General features: G+C 57.7%; 15 protein-coding genes and 2 pseudogenes. 9 read left to right on the forward strand and 8 right to left on the reverse strand.

The genetic code is table 11. The annotated features are described in order from the left end of the window. Nucleotides 1-6 precede the first annotated feature (6 nt). A complete protein-coding gene (locus ACSQ20_RS02260; protein WP_436022863.1) occupies nucleotides 7-1,008 on the forward strand; it encodes a phage portal protein in 1,002 nt (333 codons plus the stop codon). Nucleotides 1,009-1,248: 240 nt separating this feature from the next. Here the strand turns inward: ACSQ20_RS02260 and ACSQ20_RS02265 are convergent, their stop codons facing one another. From ACSQ20_RS02265 to ACSQ20_RS02275, 3 genes and pseudogenes are all read right to left on the reverse strand, one after another. After that, nucleotides 1,249-4,377 carry a type ISP restriction/modification enzyme gene (locus ACSQ20_RS02265; RefSeq protein ID WP_436017046.1) on the reverse strand — a complete coding sequence of 1,043 codons (3,129 nt, stop codon included), beginning with the start codon at nucleotides 4,375-4,377 and terminating at the stop codon, nucleotides 1,249-1,251. Nucleotides 4,378-4,936: 559 nt separating this feature from the next. Beyond that, nucleotides 4,937-5,617: a hypothetical protein gene (locus ACSQ20_RS02270; protein WP_436017048.1), complete on the reverse strand. Its 681-nt coding sequence runs from the start codon at nucleotides 5,615-5,617 to the stop codon at nucleotides 4,937-4,939. A gap of 1,164 nt (nucleotides 5,618-6,781) precedes the next feature. Next, nucleotides 6,782-7,033: pseudogene (locus tag ACSQ20_RS02275) on the reverse strand (hypothetical protein); the annotation flags it as partial. A gap of 196 nt (nucleotides 7,034-7,229) precedes the next feature. Between ACSQ20_RS02275 and ACSQ20_RS02280 the strand changes: the two are divergent. Both ACSQ20_RS02280 and ACSQ20_RS02285 read left to right on the forward strand, forming a co-directional pair. Beyond that, nucleotides 7,230-7,502: a BrnT family toxin gene (locus ACSQ20_RS02280; protein ID WP_436022865.1), complete on the forward strand. Its 273-nt coding sequence runs from the start codon at nucleotides 7,230-7,232 to the stop codon at nucleotides 7,500-7,502. After that, nucleotides 7,462-7,734: a BrnA antitoxin family protein gene (locus ACSQ20_RS02285; protein ID WP_436017050.1), complete on the forward strand. Its 273-nt coding sequence runs from the start codon at nucleotides 7,462-7,464 to the stop codon at nucleotides 7,732-7,734. The genes ACSQ20_RS02280 and ACSQ20_RS02285 overlap by 41 nt, the downstream gene beginning before the upstream one ends. Nucleotides 7,735-9,265: 1,531 nt before the next feature. Here the strand turns inward: ACSQ20_RS02285 and ACSQ20_RS02290 are convergent. Both ACSQ20_RS02290 and ACSQ20_RS02295 read right to left on the reverse strand, forming a co-directional pair. Next, nucleotides 9,266-10,026 (reverse strand): annotated as a pseudogene (locus ACSQ20_RS02290) (transposase); the annotation flags it as partial. A gap of 226 nt (nucleotides 10,027-10,252) precedes the next feature. Next, nucleotides 10,253-10,690: a winged helix-turn-helix transcriptional regulator gene (locus tag ACSQ20_RS02295; protein ID WP_436017052.1), complete on the reverse strand. Its 438-nt coding sequence runs from the start codon at nucleotides 10,688-10,690 to the stop codon at nucleotides 10,253-10,255. A 107-nt stretch (nucleotides 10,691-10,797) separates the two neighbouring features. Here ACSQ20_RS02295 and ACSQ20_RS02300 point away from each other — a divergent pair, with 107 nt between their 5' ends. The 6 genes from ACSQ20_RS02300 (at nucleotide 10,798) to ACSQ20_RS02325 (ending at nucleotide 16,245) form a co-directional block, all read left to right on the forward strand. Next, the gene (locus ACSQ20_RS02300; protein ID WP_436017054.1) at nucleotides 10,798-11,616 is read left to right on the forward strand and encodes an oxidoreductase; all 819 of its coding nucleotides are present in this window, start codon (nucleotides 10,798-10,800) and stop codon (nucleotides 11,614-11,616) included. A gap of 213 nt (nucleotides 11,617-11,829) precedes the next feature. Then, a complete protein-coding gene (locus ACSQ20_RS02305) occupies nucleotides 11,830-12,822 on the forward strand; it encodes a hypothetical protein (RefSeq protein ID WP_436017056.1) in 993 nt (330 codons plus the stop codon). Nucleotides 12,823-13,027: 205 nt separating this feature from the next. Beyond that, nucleotides 13,028-14,266 carry a glycosyltransferase gene (locus ACSQ20_RS02310; protein WP_436017058.1) on the forward strand — a complete coding sequence of 413 codons (1,239 nt, stop codon included), beginning with the start codon at nucleotides 13,028-13,030 and terminating at the stop codon, nucleotides 14,264-14,266. A gap of 165 nt (nucleotides 14,267-14,431) precedes the next feature. Continuing rightward, nucleotides 14,432-15,115 carry a CsgG/HfaB family protein gene (locus ACSQ20_RS02315; RefSeq protein WP_436017060.1) on the forward strand — a complete coding sequence of 228 codons (684 nt, stop codon included), beginning with the start codon at nucleotides 14,432-14,434 and terminating at the stop codon, nucleotides 15,113-15,115. Nucleotides 15,116-15,189: 74 nt separating this feature from the next. Then, on the forward strand, nucleotides 15,190-15,555 hold the full coding sequence (locus ACSQ20_RS02320) for a DUF4810 domain-containing protein (RefSeq protein ID WP_436017062.1): 366 nt from the start codon (nucleotides 15,190-15,192) through the stop codon (nucleotides 15,553-15,555). A gap of 15 nt (nucleotides 15,556-15,570) precedes the next feature. Beyond that, on the forward strand, nucleotides 15,571-16,245 hold the full coding sequence (locus ACSQ20_RS02325) for a DUF799 domain-containing protein (protein WP_436017064.1): 675 nt from the start codon (nucleotides 15,571-15,573) through the stop codon (nucleotides 16,243-16,245). Nucleotides 16,246-16,318: 73 nt separating this feature from the next. On the opposite strand, the gene ACSQ20_RS02330 is transcribed toward ACSQ20_RS02325, so the two are convergent. The 3 genes from ACSQ20_RS02330 to ACSQ20_RS02340 are packed head-to-tail and all read right to left on the reverse strand — an operon-like array spanning nucleotide 16,319 to nucleotide 19,310. Further along, nucleotides 16,319-16,633, reverse strand: coding sequence for an AtuA-related protein (locus ACSQ20_RS02330; RefSeq protein ID WP_436017066.1), 315 nt, complete (start codon nucleotides 16,631-16,633; stop codon nucleotides 16,319-16,321). Then, nucleotides 16,634-17,992 carry an acyclic terpene utilization AtuA family protein gene (locus tag ACSQ20_RS02335; protein ID WP_436022867.1) on the reverse strand — a complete coding sequence of 453 codons (1,359 nt, stop codon included), beginning with the start codon at nucleotides 17,990-17,992 and terminating at the stop codon, nucleotides 16,634-16,636. 13 nt (nucleotides 17,993-18,005) lie between these two features. After that, nucleotides 18,006-19,310 carry a CitMHS family transporter gene (locus ACSQ20_RS02340; RefSeq protein ID WP_436017068.1) on the reverse strand — a complete coding sequence of 435 codons (1,305 nt, stop codon included), beginning with the start codon at nucleotides 19,308-19,310 and terminating at the stop codon, nucleotides 18,006-18,008. Nucleotides 19,311-19,392 lie beyond the last annotated feature (82 nt).

The following is a 19,392-nucleotide window of genomic DNA, read 5'->3' on the forward strand; positions in this document are numbered from 1 at the left end:
CGCAACATGCACGCCGCACCCTCAGCGCCGCCGAGGGCCGAGGCCTTCACCTTCGGCGACGCCGTGCCGGTGATGGATCGCGCCGAGATTCTGGATTACGTCGAAACGTGGTCGGCCGGCAATTGGTTCGAGCCGCCGGTGTCCTGGTCAGGTCTGGCAAAGACGTTTCGCGCTGGCGTCCATCACGGCTCGGCGATCTACTTCAAACGCAACGTGCTATCGGCGACGTTCATTCCGCACAAGTTGCTCACGCGTGAGGAATTCGACAAGTGGGCGCTCGACTTCCTCACGTTCGGCAATGGATACCTTGAGCGGCAAGATAATCGGCTTGGCAAGCCGCTCGCGCTCAGGCGTGCGCCTGCGAAGTATCTACGCCGTGCGACGGACCTACAGCGCTTCTATCAGGTCAGCGGATGGCAGGTTTCGCATGAGTTCGTGGTCGACTCGGTGCATCACTTGATGGAACCGGACATTAACCAGGAGGTGTACGGCTTGCCCGAATATCTCGGCGCGCTGCACGCGGCATGGTTGAACGAGTCGGCGACACTCTTTCGCCGGCGGTACTACGAGAATGGTTCTCATGCCGGATTCATCTTGTACATGACGGACGCGGCACAGAGTCAAACCGATGTGGACAATATGCGCGAGGCGCTGAAAAACAGCAAGGGACCAGGCAATTTCCGCAATCTGTTCATGTATGCGCCAAACGGGAAGAAAGACGGCATCCAGCTCATTCCGGTGTCCGAAGTCACCGCGAAAGACGAGTTCTTCAATATCAAGAATGTCACGCGCGACGATTTGCTCGCGGCGCATCGTATTCCGCCGCAGCTCATGGGGATCGTGCCGAGCAATACCGGCGGGTTTGGCGCGGCCGACACGGCCGCCGAGGTATTCGGCTGTAACGAAATCGAACCATTGCAGCGGCGATTCGCGCAGCTCAATGATTGGATCGGCGACGAGGTTGTGCGGTTCAACCGGTATTCGATCGGGATGCCAAGGGTCGCCTAGGTGCCGAGCGACGCGTTCTATGCGGGTGCATTGAGAACGCCAATTGTGAGTGCTGGGCGCTCCGCGATAGCTGTTTTCGAACGACTCGGATCGACCCAGAGCAGTCGATCAATCTCCTCGGAAACGGACATTGCCTCAAGATCGATGCGACGGCCCAGCGACTTCTGCTGGCAGGGAGCGTGGATAGACCGTTCGCTGCGCCCCGTTCCAGAGAAATACAACGCTGCCGGCTGTATTGTATTATCGCGCCGCTTTTTCCATCGCCCGTGCGATGCGCAACGTCTCGATGCTGATGGTGGTTAAGCGTGCAAGTAGTTCGATGACCTCTTCCTTATAATCTGCGAATCGATAGCTATCGAACTTTTCGCGAATGGTCAGATCATTCGGTCTTTTTTCCTTGTATTGATCGAGAATCCAATCGAGGGCACAGCGGCTACCGATTTTGTAATCCCACGCTTCGGGTGGGATGCCAGTCAACGTCGTCTCGCTATCAATCTCAATAGTGCCTGCCACCTTGTCGGCGCGAAGTATTACTTTCGGCATCATCCCTGCTGCGCGGGCCGCTTTATCAGGGGTGTCGCTCCGTTCGATTTTAAAAAGGTCCGCCGTTCGATAGTTGACATGTAACGATGCGAGTGTTTTTCCCCAAGATTCCCACTGCCAAAAATTTGAGTAGAAGGGAATCCGCGGGTAATCGCGCTTCAAATTTTGCGCGTATCTACCTCGATAAATTGGATCATGCAGGACCGCATAGCAATAGTAAAAAATCGCGTCCTTCGAGATTTTGCGTTTCGCTTTGGCATTTTTTCCCGTGGCACAGGAAGCTGTCAGAGCATCGGATTTATTGTAGTGACTGTTGAATTGCTTAAGTGCCCAGTCGGTGATGTTGTCAACCTCAATTCCATCTGCGGTTCGTCTAATTGGATATAGCTGCGTGTCTCCAAGGAAATGCCAGTCAGCAAGCCCCGCAACGGCGAGCGCACTGAAAGACACCGCAGCGCCCGGAGCGGTCAACGCAAAACACATAGGTGTAAGGCTAAAATCTTTTCCGAAACACTCGCCGTGCCCTCCCGTCAGGCGGTCTGAAAAAATGGGATCAGCATAGTATTTCAATTCGAAGAACGGACGATACGCAGATCTAGTTACCGTTTCGCTAGAAAACGGTGGCGCGGCAATTCGTCCCACATTCCCAAATAAGCCGGCACTCCATTTAATGACCTTGCTGGTCAGTTTTTCGTCGACTTTCCCTCGCTGCTGAGTAGCCTTGAACTCTTTGTTGTAAACACCTATCATGAATTCGACCTTGGCCTGCAACGTGGGGGCATCGTGGTCGTACACCCAGTCATCTCGCGCGGTGTTTACGCCATTTGTGAATAGTTTGAAAATCGCTCGCTCCTTGCTTGCCGTCTTTGCCGCTTTCGTTGCCTTGCTCGCGAGCGGCAACAATGACTCGAAGTCATTGTCCGTCAAGTTGACCCAATTGTTAGCCGTATCTGGCTGCAACTGATCAAAGGTTAGGTTACTCAGTGCGTTATGCGCTAGAAAACCGAGTTTTTCATCGGATGTTTCCAATTCGGGACGCCGAATATAAAAGACTCGCGCGGGTTTTTTGTCTTTCGGCGGGCATGCGTGTTTGACCATAAAACTTATGGCGACGCCCGTCTGGATGCCGAAGACGTTATTTTTTGTGCCACTTAGCTTGGGATTAGCACGAACATCCCCCCCTAAGTCAACGATGTATATTTCGCTAAACTCTTGACGAACCGTTTTTCGAAAGCCATCGAATGTACGGCTCTCAATGAAGCTGCGGTTCGTGACAAAAGCGAGTACGCCGTTATCATCTAAGCGGTCGCTAGCCCACCGAAAAAAGCGAGCGTACATGTCGTAAAGTTTGGTTTTCTGGGCAGTGCTTTCAGCTATGTACGTTTGCTTGATCCGAGCGTCAATGCTCGGATATGTCCGGTTTTTGTTATTGTCATTTTCATTCGCTTGATTCGCATTGTAGGGGGGATTGCCAATGACAACGCTGATACGCTTGCTGTTCTGCCGTTTTATACGAAGGACGTTCTCTTCGCTCACACTCCCGAATAGCTGACCGGACGTGCCCTTGGCTGCGGTATGAAGACCAACGTTGTCCAGCGTATCGACAAAGCACAGGTTAGGAAATTCTTCGTAACTGCCGGTGATCGCTGCATAAGTGGCCTCAATGTTCAGATTGGCGACGTAATAAGGCAGTATAGCCACCTCATTGGCGTATAGCTCGTTCAGATACTTTTGTTTTAGCTTAGCTGGTTGACCACGAAAGTGTTCCATCAGTTCGCAGATGAACGTGCCGGTACCTGTCGCTGGATCAAGGATCTGAACGTCCTTGTCGATAATGCTTTTATTGAAATATTTTTCCGTAAGCCAGTCAGCGCCATCGATCATAAACCGCACGATTTCGTTCGGCGTGTACACGACGCCCAGCCGATCAGCCGCTTTCTTGTTATAAACCTTATAGAAATTTTCGTAAATAATTTTCAGAAAGGCTTGCTTTTCGCCGTGACTGCTAATTTGGGCAGCCGCCGAACGGATAGCCGCGTAGTAAGGCTCCAACCCTTTCAGCGTTTGTTTCTTCAAGTTTCCAGTGAAGAATTCCGCTTCCAGTGCATAAAGCTCTCTCGCTACGTTGTTGTGCTGATGAAAGTCGCTATCATCGAACACCTTTGCAAAAATTTCTTCAGTTAATATGTGCTGAATCAACATTTCACGCACATCAGATCTGGTTAAGTTCGGGTTGATCACGTCCCTGGCGTGCTCTAAAAATTTGGCGTCTGCTTTCCGGAACTTGGCATTTTGCTTATGTTCGTGTTCAATCATCCCACGTAGGGCCAGCAGAACAGTGGGGAGATCGACCTTGAACTGTGTTACAGCCGCCCGAAAATTCGCAATTTCAGGGCGTTCAAAACCGAAAAAAAGCTTTAGCAATTGGGCGAGCTTGACGGTATCCGTCACGTGGCAACGAAATACCTCACTCTTGTTCTGGATAAGCACCGCGGTCACATCGTCTGAAAAGATGATGTTGTCTTGCGGATAGCCTTTTTTGAACTTCTTCACAATCTCGCTGTTGAGATCGTCTTTCTCGTCCTTGGCTTCCCAATAACCAAGAGGCATCCGCAATTCGTGCACTACCGCGCCATCCAAAGCAATATTCTTTTTAGCTGCGGTTTTGAGCGGATACTCAGCGAGAAAAACTAAGTCGTATTGCCTGCCCCAGGCTTTGAGTAAATCTTTGAATGCCTCACGGACGATAGTCTCGCGATGACTCCCGCTGACTTTTTTAATTAGATCAAGTTGTTTGAGATACGCGCTAATTAAGAGTTGGCTCATTGTTGTCTATTTATGTGGTTGCCTTTGAATGCCACGGCATAACCCGATCATGATGGTAGGCCGCTGAAACAAAATAACACCGTTTCAGATCTGATCCACCTTAAATTTGCGAGGTCGCCAGTCGTTTGCACGAACAATGAGCAAGGAGGCGTGCTAGCGGGACGCCACATGCTGAATATCGGTTACGTCGAGAAAACGGTCCTGTCAATTTCGTTCGCATAATCCTAATCGCCCCGGGCCCGAGAGTCATAATTGATCGCGGCATGTCATCCGTAAGACGAGCAAAGTTCATCAACGAGTGCGTTGACTTCACCAATGTCGTCGTCTTGGCTGTCCATCAAGAGAAAGCCGAGATTGTCGCCGATTCACGGACGGACGTCGACCGTCCACTCCTGGCCGACTGCTGCCCGACGCGGTCGGCTGAAACGGCCCCCATGGGCAACGTTCAAATCAGGGCGGTCACGATGGCGGCTTCCAAGTGCGGATCTTCTGAGTACGCCGGAGAAGCAAAGGCCTCTTCGCGGCCGCTGGCTTGTTGTACCTTATTGCGTATTTTTCCTCAGCCGACCAGCCGGGCCGGCTGACAGAATTGCCTGGCTTCGGAGCAGTCGAACACCTTTGGCCCGGACACTGCTGCATCGATGGTCCAGACAAAGCGAAACTCTTCTTCAATCTGATATGGGTCCGCCGGCTTAAGGAAGTAAACATCATGCTCGAAGGCTTCTGCTCTCGCACTGAGCCGCGCGTTGGTTTCGTAAAATAGTTGCTCGATGTTCTCTGTCTTACCTGTCGTTACGGCTGCGCACATCTCGGCAAAGTCATCCGCGATAGGCGTAGCCGCGTTGATGGTCACCGACTTGTCCACCGAGTAGCGGCACGGCGCGAACATGAGGCGCGTATCGTTCCCCACCGCTCGACAAACGGCTTGCGCGAATCCCTGTACGTCGATGATCTCGATCCAGCTATCGGCTCCGAAGCGCTGCTGAATCGGCTCAGCACACGAGCGACTGGTGCAGAGTAGATAACTGCGCTCGCCGGCAATACTAAGACCGGCCATGATCTGCTGCCCGTCCAGAATCGCAAATGAGAGCTTCCCATCAGTTCCGTCTCGCCGATTCTCCTCCTCGTGTTCCCGACACTTCGGCAGCGTAGTCAGCAGTAGTTCGCCGGTATCGAAAAAGTGATTTGCCCACATTTTAGACAAATGCCTGTAGACCGACATCTTTGCTTGGTTGTCCATGCATGTCCCCTCATTTATGGATGCAAGTCGGCGACGCTGGGCGAATGCGATGCGCCATCACCTGTCTTGCTCGGGCTCTGCAATCAAACTCAAGAATCCTACCCTATGCCGCATAGCCGCGTTGACTGTCCCGCTCGAAGCCGGTAACTCGTTGCTATAAGGAAAGAAGCGCCCGCGCGATCGACGATCGAGTGGCCGATTGGTGAGTAGAGCCATCGCCTGAATGTCTGAGCGACTCTTCGGACGAACGTCCCTTCATGGCTGACTGCTGTCTTCTATAGCATGTCTTGATGGGGGTAAGGACGCGACGGTGACCGCGAAAACGCAGTCCCCCTCCCGCCTGCGAGCTTCGCTTCACTGATTGATTCTTATGCGCCAGCCGCGGGGCTCCGTGGCGCATATTGGCTGACTCCGCGAGCGCTTTGGGCGCCGAATTAATCGTGCACTTTGATGCTTAGTAGCGCGATTTACGCAGTGCGGGCGACGCTCGGCCGGTGATCGCATGATGCGTGGCGACGAGAGCAAGTCGAAGGCCGGCCGTCGACTGCCGCAGTCCGCCCCGAATGCTTCCAAAAAAATATCTCGGGTCTGCCTGCAGCGACGGCGATGTAAAGCCTCGATGGCAACGCCGATCACGCCTTTCGGGGCCGAACAGCCGACTTAATGTTCGGCTCCCACCGTGCGCATTAAGGCGCTCCGAGCTTCCTCGAGCCCCGTCTCGAAAGTACCGAATATTGCGACTTGCTCCTGCACAGAAAGTCGGGCGAATACTAAAGCGACATCCTCATCAGCGAGCAGGCCGGCTAGGGCGCTAAGACTGTCGATGCGAATCATCGCGGTGTCAAGGGAGGACGGTTGAAGCGCGGGGTGGGCGATGGGGGGATGACGCATGCGGCGGGCTCCTTGTGCGAGTTGACGACCCGGACCGCAACGCCAATCGAGGTGGCCGGGCACGAGACAAGGTTGGCATACCGGAACACTGGGAACCGGCGAGCCCGAAGGCTCCCCCGTCAAGGCCCGACCATAGGAGGCGCAAGACGTGCAGGCGCCCGAGGGAAATCCAACTGATTTCCCTCGGGCGCCTGCCCAGTGTATTTCCGGATGCCAATCCGGGTGTTCGTTGTTTTGAACACGAGGCAATGATAGTGAGGCAGGGCTCGCGGATCAAGCAACCGGCCCGTTTATCAGATCGCTTCCGCCAAGAGCGGGGCCTGGGCGTTTCGAGTACTGCTGTTTGCGCGGCGAGCGGGCCGTTGTTGCTTCGGGCTCTGCAGCGCTCGTCAGAGGTGTCATCCACTGAGCCAGACGGTCTGCCGACAGGTGTGTGTACCTCCGCACGGTCTCCATCGTTTCCCATCCACCGCTCTCCTTGAGCACTTGCAACGGCGTACCGCGCTGCACGTGCCAACTCGCCCAGGGTGCCGCCCATGGCTTACGCCCAGATCGCCGGCTGCGAACGTCTTCGTCAGGTAGTGGCGAATCACATGCAAACGAAGTTCGCATCAACGGAAATCGCGATGCCCCATGGGGCGCAAGGCGACGTCGCGTTGCATTATAAATGTACACACAAAAATCCTTGCTCCCTGGCTTTGTTGTAAGTACAATAAATTGCATGGAGATCGAATTCGATGCTAACAAACGCGACAAAACGCTAACCGAGCGGGGGCTGGATTTCGCGCGAGCGTCCGACGTGTTCGCCGGACGCCACTTCACGGTCGAGGACACGCGTGAAGACTACGGGGAATCGCGCTATATCACGGTTGGAAAGGTGGATGGCCGGATGGTCATTATCGTATGGACTCCGCGCGGCGAGGCTCGCCGTATCGTCAGCATGAGGAAAGCAAATGACCGTGAGCAAACGCGCTATGCATACCGAGTGGGTTGATCCGGACGACGCCCCGGAGCTGACCGACGAATTTTTTGAACAGGCGGACGAATACATCGGAGACAAGCTCGTGCGCCGCGGACGTGGTCGGCCGGTTGGCAGTCACAAGACGGCGACGACGATCCGACTCGACGACGACGTGCTCGAGGCCTTCAAAGCAACGGGACGGGGTTGGCAGACGCGCATGAATGCCGCGCTGAAAGACTGGCTCAAAGCGCACAAGCTCGCCTAGAAAAGGCGCACCCCGGTAGTCAGCGCGGTACAGTGAAATTTCAGCTTGGCCGGGCTGGGACAACCTCGATTGACCTTGGCTAGCCTTGGTTTTGCAGTTTGCGAGTTGCGCAAGGCATTGATTTATAAAGGGCCGCGGCGCGTAGACAAAACTCCGAAGGCAGTGCACGACGTGACCCGGCAGAGTACGGATCGTGCGCGCGTGAAGTGGGCGGCATCCGCTTGTGTACCAGATGCTCCCGTCGTCCCGCGGGTTTGCGCGGCACTTGCAGCGGGGGTTGCAAAGCCAGATCAACACGCAAACGTGGCCCCCTATCACATGGGTAAGGGGGCCAAGTACCCTTCGGGCGGTCACTTGATATTTTGCTACCAGCCAAGCAAGCGGGCGTTCCCAATTTAACATCGGCGCTTGCCAGACAAGCCTTCGAGGACCGTGAATGCGGAGGTTTTGGAAACGCAAAAAGCGCGCACTTGATTGATATATAAGGAAATTACCGAGGATTTGTAATCATCAGGTGGCGGGTTCGAGTCCTGCAGCCGGCACCAGTAGATTCAAGGGGTTACGTGATGTTTGCGTAACCCCTTGTCGCTTTTTAGGCCCTCCCGGTACAGTGTTGGTACGCTGCGCCGTCAGAAGGGCACCTGGCCGTCATCCAAAAACGAGAATCAGGCAACTGGAAAACTACTGAATACAAACTAATTTGTGTTGCGCCACGTCACGATCACTTTCCGTTAAATATCAGGGCGGGTTCGAGTCCTGCAGCCGCACCGATACAGAGGCGGCCCCAGAGATGGGGGCCGCTTTTTTTGTTCTACAATTATGCGCCTGTTCTACAAAAGAGCCGCGCGCGACTCGGAAGCGGCACACTTAACATGTAGGCGACTTACCCACAACTAATAAGCGTCATCATCATGGCCGAAACCTACAACATCGGGGAAATTGCGACGCGGGTCTCCGAGGACATTTTCGAGTATTTCGGATGGAAGAGCCATCCGGCAACTAACCCAAACTTCGCTTGCGTCAACGACGAGCATAAAACTGCGAGCGGAGCAAAGAAGGCCACGCATCCGACAGACGTTGTCTTCTATTACGACGACCCATACCTTGGCAGGAAGATTTACCTGAACACGGATCTAAAGAGTTACGGCAAGGATTCGATTAACCAAAGCAACCTGCGCATCGCTTTGCGATCGCTAGCCATCTCCGTGCAATGTGCTTGCGTGTCGGAGGAATGGCGGAAGCGGCACGTAATAGACCTGTCGGAAGCGTTTGAGGTCCGTGGCCTGCTCTTCGTCCACAATCACGATCACGACTTCAAACATGACCTGACAGAAACGTTACGAAAGATCAACGTCGCAGCCTTACCTATTGCGGAAAACACGTATCTCCACGTTCTTGGGCCACTCGATATAAATCGTTTGTATTCCGTTGCCAACGACCTGAGTCGGCTGCTACAACGCAAGGAGCTCTCTGACGACTACACGTTTTACTACCCCGACCTGGTCATGTGGCGCCGACATGGGGTGAACCGCCGGCTCAACACCTCGATGACGCGTGCAGACCGGATCGAGCCGGAAACGTCGATTGCCAGACATTCACGCGTGTATTCGTCTACGACCGTCAAACACTTCAGCTGCTGGCCATTCGCACACGCGTCAAAGACAAAGTCGTAGCTCCACACCGCATTGCGCATCTGCGGTGCAAGTGGCCGCGGGCGCGAGCCGGCGATACGGCGTCGGCGCCGCTTGCGAGGCACTTGCAGCCCCGCCTGTGCCCACAACCGGCTGCAGCGTTCCTTGCCAACGACGATGCCTTCGCGACCGAGCATGATGCGGATCCTGCGCGAGCCGAAACGCGGATAGTCCCCGGAGAGCCGTTGCATCGTCTGAACCACCAGAGCGTTCTTTCCCGGCATCTTGCTCACGTAACCGAGATTGGCGCGGCTGACCTGGATCAGCGCACATGCACGCCGCTGGCTCAACCCGCGCGAAATGGCATAGCGGGCCTGCTCGCGGCGCACCTGTGCGCTCACCACTTTTTTCCCGAAATCTCCTTCATGACCTCAATCTCGAGATCCCGCTCCGCGACCAGCTTCTTCAGCCGGTTGTTCTCCAGCTCCAGGGCCTTCAGACGCCTCACGTCGTCGCTGACCATCTCTCCGAAACGCTTGCGCCACGCATAGATTGACGCGTCACTCACGCCGTGGCGCTTCGCCACCTCGGCAATCGGCGCACTGTCCGCCTCCCGCAAAATCCGAACAATCTGCTCATCGCTGAATCGACTCTTCTTCATGACGCGCTCCACGTGGATGCGCCATTATCCTAGTTCAAGCTGGTCTCAGATTCCCAGGGCAGGTCACCATCGTGTGCCGCATGATCAGGGATGTGGTGCGCGACAGCGTCACCACTCCAAGCACCGGGACCGTGCGGCCGACGAAAGCGCAAAGATTGCGCGTCATTGCAATGCGAAGCCCCCCGGGCGCCTGCTCTCGTAATAGTCGGGAGACGCGTAGCACGGTTCAATCCGGCACGACCACACGTATCGGGCGAGTCCCAATTTTCTCCCCCGTGACCTCGTCGATGACCACCGGCTGAATTTCCGTTCCGCTTTCAGCATCGAAAAAGCGCGTGAGCTTGCCTCCGCCACGGTGTTCGCGCCCCCATGCACCGATTACGAAAAGCACCGGCAGAAAATCGCGCCCGGCTGCAGTCAGCCGGTACTCCTCGCGCGGTGGGCGCTCCGAATAGCGGTGTTTCTCCAGCAGTCCATGCTCCGTGAGCGACGCAAGCCGCCGGGTCAGGATCGTCGGAGCGATGCTCAAGCTCTTGCGAAACTGATCGAAGCGCGTAAGCCCCGCATGCGCATCGCGCAGGATCAGAATGCTCCACGCATCGCCCGCAACAGCCAGGCTGCGCGCGATCGGGCACGTCACATCACAAAAATTTTCGTTGTCCATACTGTTTTGATAGTGACTTACTTTCGAATCGGTAGTATAGTCGGTTTCAAATCGATAGTCACCGCCTTTGGATGACGGACGATCAACCGCGTATGGAGATTCGGATCATGAGCAAGAAGGATATGGCTGTCGCCCTGGTTACGGGGGCGTCTTCCGGCATTGGCAAAGCCACGGCCGAACGACTCGCGAAGGCGGGCTACAAGGTCTTCGGTACCAGCCGGCGCGCAACGCAGCCGGGGCAACTGCCGTTCGAGATGCTGACGCTCGACGTGACTAGCGAGGAATCCGTTGAAGCTGTCGTCAGCGAGATCATGCAGCGTGCGGGGCGCATCGATTTGCTTGTGAACAATGCCGGTTTCGGGGTCGCGCCGGCGGGCGCGGAAGAAAGCTCGATGGATCAAGCCCGGTCGATTTTCGATACCAACTTTTTCGGTGTGATTCGAATGACACGCGCCGTCGTTCCGTTAATGCGGCAACAAGGCGGCGGCCGCATCCTGAACATCGGCTCGGTGCTTGGCTTTCTGCCGATGCCTTATGGGGCGCTTTATGCCGCGACCAAGCATGCGATTGAAGGGTATTCCGAATCGCTCGATCATGAATTGCGTACGCAGGGCATCCGGGTGTCGGTCATCGAGCCGGCCTTTACCAAGACGTCGTTCGATGCGAATTTATTGCAGCCCGACGCCATGCTGGACGAATATCGCAATGTCCGCACGACTGTGATGAAGCGTCTCACGCAGAATATGGCGAATGCAGACGAACCAGGCATCGTCGCGGACACGGTGCTGAAGGCTGCCAATGCGGTTAATCCGAAACGCCGGTACACGGCGGGTGGCCGTGCGAGCCGCTTGCAGTTGCTTCGTAAATTCGCGCCGGCAAGCATGCTCGACGCAGGCATTCGGAAGGACTTCGGTTTGTCGAACTGATTAAGGGCTAAGTCTCATATATTGAATTTAATGCGTGATTCGACCAAATAAACCATTTTGGCGCGCGATCGATTAAACGTTTTTATCGATAATCGGTTGTTTTAAAAAAGGCTCAAAAGTAGAGTTGATTATACCGATCGTGCGGCGCCGATTATCTCCGGATGACCCGGCGCCTCAACGATCGAAATAATCAACCGAACGGAGATCTGTTCCGTGACGACGCGTACTTTCGAAAGCCTGGTGCAGCAGCCCCCCAAGACCGGCACCCGCATGTGGGCCTATCTTACCGAGCACATCTTCGAGGGGATCGCGCTGGTGTTCACCGCTACTGCCGCGCTGAGCTATGCGGTGGGCCGATCGTATCTCGACGGCTGGGCGGAAGTGGCGGGCGTGCCCGGCATGATGTTTCGGCCCGATCTGTACGACACGATTCTCGCAGGCGTGAAGCTTCAAAGCGTTTGGCGCACAGCGGCGTTCGTCTTTGTCTTCGCCACGCTGTATCTGTGGGCGAACGTGGTCGTCCCGGACTGGTGGGCGGGCCGCGCCGCAAGCGTCAGGCGTCGCAGGCAACGACAAGACGGCTGCGATCACCTGCGATTGCGGCAACGTTTCGCGCATGCTGCGCGCGCGGCGGGCCGCGGCGTGCCGCCCGAGCAGCGCGCCGTACTCGCGGCACGTTTGAGATGGCGCATCCTCGGTCGGCGCGGCGTGCGTCGTCTGGCAATGAGGCGCTCGCCAGCACGTGCGGCCAGACCGCTGCGGCCGATTACGCTGACATTGGTCCTGATCGTATCGGTGACGCTGCTCGCCGCGTGTGTCTATTCGCTGTTGCAAGGCCTGGTGCTCGGCCCCGCCAGGGCCGATGGCGCTCGCGCGTTCGTCAAAGCGTATGCGGCGGTCACCGGACACATCCCCTATCAATACGATGCGCGCGCGGTGTCCATACGGAAGCTGCAAACCTGGGCGTGCGAGGGCAAATCTATGCTGTCGGCGTATCGTTCTGTTGCGCTGGCCGACCCGCGCAGCGCGGGCAACACCGACCCGCCCAACGCCACCGAGCCGTTTTATCTGCTGCAAGGGCTCGGCAGCACGTTTTTGCTGTTGGGCGAAAAGGGCTCCATCATCAGATCATTCGGGGATGGTCCGTTCGATCTGCCCGAATCGCAGGCCCGCCCGTTATCGGCGTTGGCCAAAGCGTGCCGATAGCCGGCCGATAGCGGATAGCCGTCCGAAGTCAAATCATCCGATCTAACCGCGTGCGGTCACTGCGTTGCAAAGTCGATGCTCTATAATCGGCGGTTTCCGCAAACCGATGGCGCGCCTAGCAAATTCGGTGCGGTACAGAAAACGCGAGGCGGCCAATGCAATATGATCGCCGCCTCACACGGGGTTCGAAAAACGCGGCGGCCATATGCATCAACCAGCCCTTGCGCCGGAGAAAGACCGGCACATTCGCATTCATTTTCATATCACCGATTTCAACGACGGCGGCATCGAAAGCGCGTTATTGCAGTGGTTAAATGTTTTGGACCGCAGCGTATTCCGTATTTCGTTATCGGTCACGCATACCTCTCCCGCCTACGAGAACCGGTTTCGCGCCCTGATTCCCGCCGATGTCCCAGTGGAAATTCTCGCCGACCGGCCGTGGCTCGACTACTTTCAGGCCAAGCGCTACCAGAACCGTCTATCAAAGCTCGGGCGCGTCGCGCGTGACCTGCACGCGGCGTTCGTGCTGCGTCCGCATGTCGGCAGACGTATCAAGGCGGTGGCCTCAAATGTCGATGTGATCGTCGATTTCGATTTGTCGTTGCGGCGCTTGTGCGGGCAATTCGGCGTTGTCTGGCTGGGCGTCAATCACTTCAGTTTCGACGCGCGGTTGAACGGCCGCGCCCGTCGCATTCGACGGTTGCTGCATCAGTATCGGCGCTACGATTGTCTCGCTGCGCTCAATCAGCACATGGCCGACGAGGCTCACCGGATATTCGGCCCGCAATTGGAGCATGTCACGGTGCTGCCCAACGCGGTCGACGTGCGTGCGATTCAAGCGCGCGCGACCGACAATAACGGTCCAATCGTCGCTGGCGGCAATCGCTATATCGTCTCGGTTGCGCGCCTCGACGAGATCCAAAAGGACCACCGCACGTTGCTCGCCGCCTACGCATCGATGGTGCGAAAGTATGCGCTCGACGAGCATCTCGTCGTGGTCGGAAACGGAGCGCATCGCGGCGAACTCGAGCATCTCGCAAGCGAACTCGGCATCGCTGCGCGTGTGCACTTCCTGGGTCACCTGGACAACCCCCACCCTGTGATGGTTGGCGCGTCGGTACTCGTGCTCAGCTCGAAATACGAAGGTATGCCGATGGTGCTGATCGAAGCGCTCGCACTCGGCAAACCGATCGTCGCGACCGACTGCCCGACCGGGCCGCGCGAAATACTCGATCACGGCAAGGCCGGCACGCTCGTGCCGGTGGGTGACGCCGAAGCGCTGGCGGATGCAATGGCTCGACTGCTGATGGACGATGCGCTGCGCGAGTCATCGTCGCAACGGGCGCTGGAACGTGCTCAGTTCTACGACATCGCTCAAAGCAATCGCCGGTTTTACGACTGCATCGAGCAGATCAACGCCGCGCGTCGCAAATTGGCGGCATGACGGCCGGAGGACCCCGCTGTCGGCTCGCTTGACGACAAGCGGACAAGTCAAAGCGGCCGCCCGATCAAACGAACAAACAAATTCAATTCGACCATCACCGAGATGGTCTAGTCAGCCAGCCTGTGTTCGCAAAGCAGGCATTTTAAAAAAAGGGGTTACGCACGTATGCACCTGAGACCAACCAACAAAGCCAACGTCCTCATCGCAGCCTTGATTGCCACGGCGTTAAGCGGATGCGCCACTGAATCGTCGCGTACGCTCGCCGTGCCGCCCGTGGCCAGCGCGCAGACGCCGTTCACCGGCAAGCCTGTCGAAATCGCACTCGGCAAATTCGACAACCGATCGAACTATATGCGCGGCTTGTTCTCGGACGGCATCGACCGGCTTGGCAGCCAGGCGAAGACGATTCTCGTCACGCGCTTGCAGCAAAGCCGGCGCTTTAACGTGCTCGATCGCCAAAACCTCGAAGAGAGCAAGCAGGAAGCCGGCTTCATGAAGAAGCAGCAAACCGTGAAGGGCGCGAACTACATCATTACCGGCGACGTCACGGAGTTCGGCCGCAAGGAAGTGGGCGATCACCAATTGTTCGGCATCCTGGGCCGCGGCAAGAGCCAGATCGCCTATGCAAAGGTGAGCATCAACGTCGTCAACACCAGCACGTCCGAAGTCGTGCTGTCGAGCCAGGGCGCGGGCGAATTCAGCTTGTCGAACCGCGAAGTCATCGGCTTTGGCGGAACAGCCAGCTACGACTCGACGCTCAACGGGAAGGTGCTCGATCTTGCGATTCAGGAAGCCGTCAACCATTTGGTCGAACAAGTGGACGCGGGCGCGCTGAAAACGACTCGTTAAAGCAAGCAAGGAATCAAGGAAGCGGCAGCTTCGCTTCCTGCTTTATTCACAGTTTCGCAACGACAACGATAACGATGAACTACAAGACCATGACTCGGGGCCTCGCCTTACCGGCGCTGGTGGCCACAATCGTGCTTGGCGGGTGCGCCGCGAACCAGGGCACTGAGCCGCTTTATCAATGGACCGGCTATCAACCGCAGGTCTACGAATACTTCAAAGGCAAAGAGGCACCTGAAGCGCAAATCGAAGCGCTCGAAAAAGCGCGCGAGCAAATTCTTGCGAAAGGTCATGCGACACCGCCGGGATTTCACGCGCATCTGGGCATGCTGTACGCCAGCGTGGGCAAGGACGAGCTAGCCATGCAAGCGTTCTCCGCGGAAAAACAGCAATTCCCGGAGGCCACGACCTTCATGGATTTCCTGATGAAAAAACCAAAATAATAGAGGCACGCAACCATGTCCAAATTCCTTTCTTTGAAGCTTTTATTTGTGTTGTCCATCAGTGCGTTGCTTGCCGCCTGCGTGACACCCGCACAGCATCTCGATTACACCGCGTTCAAGAAGAGCGAACCTCGCTCGATCTTGATCCTGCCGCCGATCAACGAGACGTCGGACGTGCAGGCGCCCTACAGCGTGCTGTCGCAAATGACGCAGCCGGTGGCTGAAGCGGGCTACTACGTGGTGCCCGTCGCGGTCATGGAGGAAACGTTCAAGCATAACGGGCTGACGACGCCCACCGACATCCAGTCGGCGCCGCCCGCCAAACTGCGCGAAATCTTCGGTACCGATGCGGCGCTATACACGAAGGTCAGTCAGTATGGGTCGGTCTTCATGGTGCTCGACAGCACGTCGATCGTGGCGGCATCGGCCAAGCTCGTGGACCTGAGAACGGGAGACGTGCTCTGGCAAGGCACCGGCCGCGCAACGGGCAAAGAGATCGGCACGAACACCAACATCAACGCTGGCGGGCTCGTCGGCTTGCTCGTGCAGGCGGCCGTCAAGCAGATCGCGCATTCGCTTGCGGACGAAAGCCATGACGTCGCCGGGCTGACGAGCAGCCGCTTGCTTCATGCGGGCCCGCCGAACGGTTTGCTCTATGGCCCGCGCTCGCCGAAGTACGGCACGGACTAAGCGCGACGCCAATCAACCATCACGCTAACCGTCACGCCGCCCTTGCCGACGTTACGCGGCAAGGGCGTGCGTTTCAGTTCAGAGGTGCCGGCAAGTCGAGATCGAGCAACGCGCTGCTTATCGACTTGCCATGTGCATCGAGGGCCAGCGAACGCGTCACGCCTCCGCCAAGTGCCTGCCGCAGCACGAAGTTCAGCGCCCCGATCAACGGCAGTTCGTAGCGTATGACATCGCCGCGCACAACCTCACGCAGATGATCCTTCACGCGCTCGGGTGTCAGATGAGCGAGCACGTGGGCGTAATGATGGGCGTTGTGACAAATCACCGAGACATTGAGCGTGTCGCCTTTGTCGCCGGTTCGCGAATGCGCCAGTTCGCGTAGTTTCATTCAGACCTCCATGATCTCGAACGTTGGCTGCACGACTTCGCGCGGCAACAACACCGATTGGACCGCAATTACTTCCCGCACACTGCGGCTTGCGCCGCCGCCGCCTGCGGGGCCGTTCGTATAGAGCGTCTCGACCTCGTTGGCCACGCGTTGCGCTTCGTCATGGCTCGTCGTTCGTCCCGCCACTCGCACGCGCACCTCGTAGGGCTCGCCGCGTGCACCATCGCGCGACGCGCCATAGAGCGCGTCGACGCCGATCAACTCGGCGCGCAACTCGCGCACGTCGACATGCGTTGCACCGAGCCGCTCGCGGACGATATCGAGTGCGAGCCGGCCGCGCGCCACGGCGCCCGGCCCGCCGTAGGAGATCTGCCCTTCGCCGATATAGCCGTCGCGATACGCCACGGACACCTTCAATGTCGCGGTGCTAGGCTGACCTCGCGCACCGTCGATGCGCACGCGGTCGGGCGCCACCTCGGCGACGCGCACGCCGGTGAAGTCGGCCACGACGTCGGGCTGCAGGTAGCGTTGCGGATCGTGAATCTCGTAGAGCAACTGCTCTTTGCACGTGGCTTCGGTGACACGGCCGCCTGCCCCGGCGACCTTTGTGATGACGACAGTGCCGTCCGCGCTGACTTCGCCGATCGGAAAGCCGAGCCGTGCAAGCGCCGGCACGTCTTTATAGCCGGGGTCCGCAAAATAGCCGCCGGTGATCTGCCCCGCGCATTCGAGCAAGTGTCCGACGACGGTTGCCGCGCCGAGCCGCTGCCAGTCATCGAACGCCCAGCCGAATTCATGCATGAGCGGCGCCGCAAAAAGCGCCGGGTCCGCCACGCGGCCGGTCAACACGATGTCGGCCTGTGCGTCGAGCGCAGCCACAATCGGTGCCGCGCCGAGATATGCGTTTGCAGAGACGATGCGCTCGCGAATCGACGCAATCGGCTCGCCGCTTTCCTCGAAATGGAAATCGCCTTGTAGGACCGCGTCAAGCACATCGTCACCGCTGACCGCAGCGATTTTCAAGCCTTGCATGCCCAGCTCGCGCGCAATCTGTACGGTCTTGCGCGCGGCGGCGATCGGGTTGGCCGCGCCCATGTTCGAGATGATCCGCACGCCGTTGCGCCGTGCCGCGGGCAACACCGCACGCATTCTTGCTTCGAGCAGCGGGTCGTAGCCACGGTCTTGATGCTGACGGCGGGCTTGTTGCGCAAGCGCGATCGTGCGCTCGGCGAGGCACTCGAAAACGAGGTAATCGAGCTTGCCGTATTCCGCGAGCTCGACGGCGGGCTCGATCCGATCGCCGGAATAGCCGGCACCCGCACCGAGCCGCACGATGTCGCGACGCTTCTTTGCTGTCATCATCGATTGCATTTCAAAGAGGGAAGAGGCCCAGTGCAACACACGCGGCGGTCATGGCGAGCGATGCGCCGAACAACAACGGAAACGTGAACTTCTGATGATCGGCAAGATCGACGCGCGTCAGGCCGCATACGAGAAAGGTGGCCGGCGTGAGCGGGCTGATCGGAAAGCCGGTGGTCATTTGCCCGAGCAGCGCCGCCTGGCCGATCTTCACCGCCGGCACGCCGAGCTGCGCGCCGACCTCTGCGATCACGGGCAGCACGCCGAAGTAAAACGAGTCGGGGTCGAACAGCAGGCTGAGCGGCATCGACAGCACGCCGAGCACGACGGGAATATGTGAGGCCATGCCCGGCGGCACGAAGCCGACGGCAACCTGCGCCATCGCCCTCAGCATGCCGCTGCCCTGCATGATGCCGGTGAACGCGCCGGCCGCCAGCAGGATGCCGGCCATCATCAGCGCCGCGCGGGCATGGGCGTCGATGCGCTCGCGCTGCATGTCGACATCGCGATAGTTGACGAGCAAGGCGATACACAGGCCAACCATGAATACAAGGGCGGGCGGGAGTTTTTCGCCCATCGCGACCATTGTGCCGAGCACGAGCAACGTCAGCACGATGTTGAACCAGAAGTTGCGCGGGCGCCGCAGCGCTTGTTGTTCGTCGCTCAACGCGCGCGCGGGCAGCGCAACCGCGCCGCCGGCGACGGTGAGCCCAAGCCGTTTTTCTTCGCGGCGCCCCAGCCAATAGGAAGCGCCGAACACGAACGCGAGCCCGACGATCTGCACGGGAATCAGCGGATTGAAAAGCGCCGAGATGGGCACATGCAACGCTGCCGATGCACGGATCATCGGCCCGGTCCATGGCAGAAAATTGACACCGGCCGCCATCGACGCCGATGCGGCCAGTACACGCCGATCCATGCCGAGACGATCGTAAAGCGGCAGCATCGCGGGAATCGTCACGAGAAAGCAGACCGCGCCGGAGCCATCGAGATGGATCAACAGCGCGAGTAAGGTGGTACCCATCACGATACGCGTGGGGCGTGTGCCGACGGTGCGCAGGATGCGGTCGATGATCGGATCGAGCGTGCCGGCATCGGTGATGACGCCGAAATAAAGAATCGCGAACACGAACATGCCGACGACCGGCGCGAGATTTTTGAGCCCGTCGATGACGAATTTGCCGGTATGGAGGCCAAATCCGCCAATCAGCGACGCGGCGACTGGCACGACAATCAGTGCGACAAGCGGCGACATCCGCTTTGAAAGGATCGCCGCGAGCAACACGACGATAGTGAGCGCTCCGAGCGGGGCTAGCACGGTGTGTCTCCGATATTGTGTTTTGTTGCCGTCAAGCGTAGGGTCGCTGCAGCGATAAAACAATTGAAATGATTTGATTGCA

This window comes from Trinickia sp. LjRoot230 (assembly GCF_964253315.1).
In the GTDB taxonomy this organism is placed as follows: Bacteria; Pseudomonadota; Gammaproteobacteria; order Burkholderiales; family Burkholderiaceae; genus Trinickia.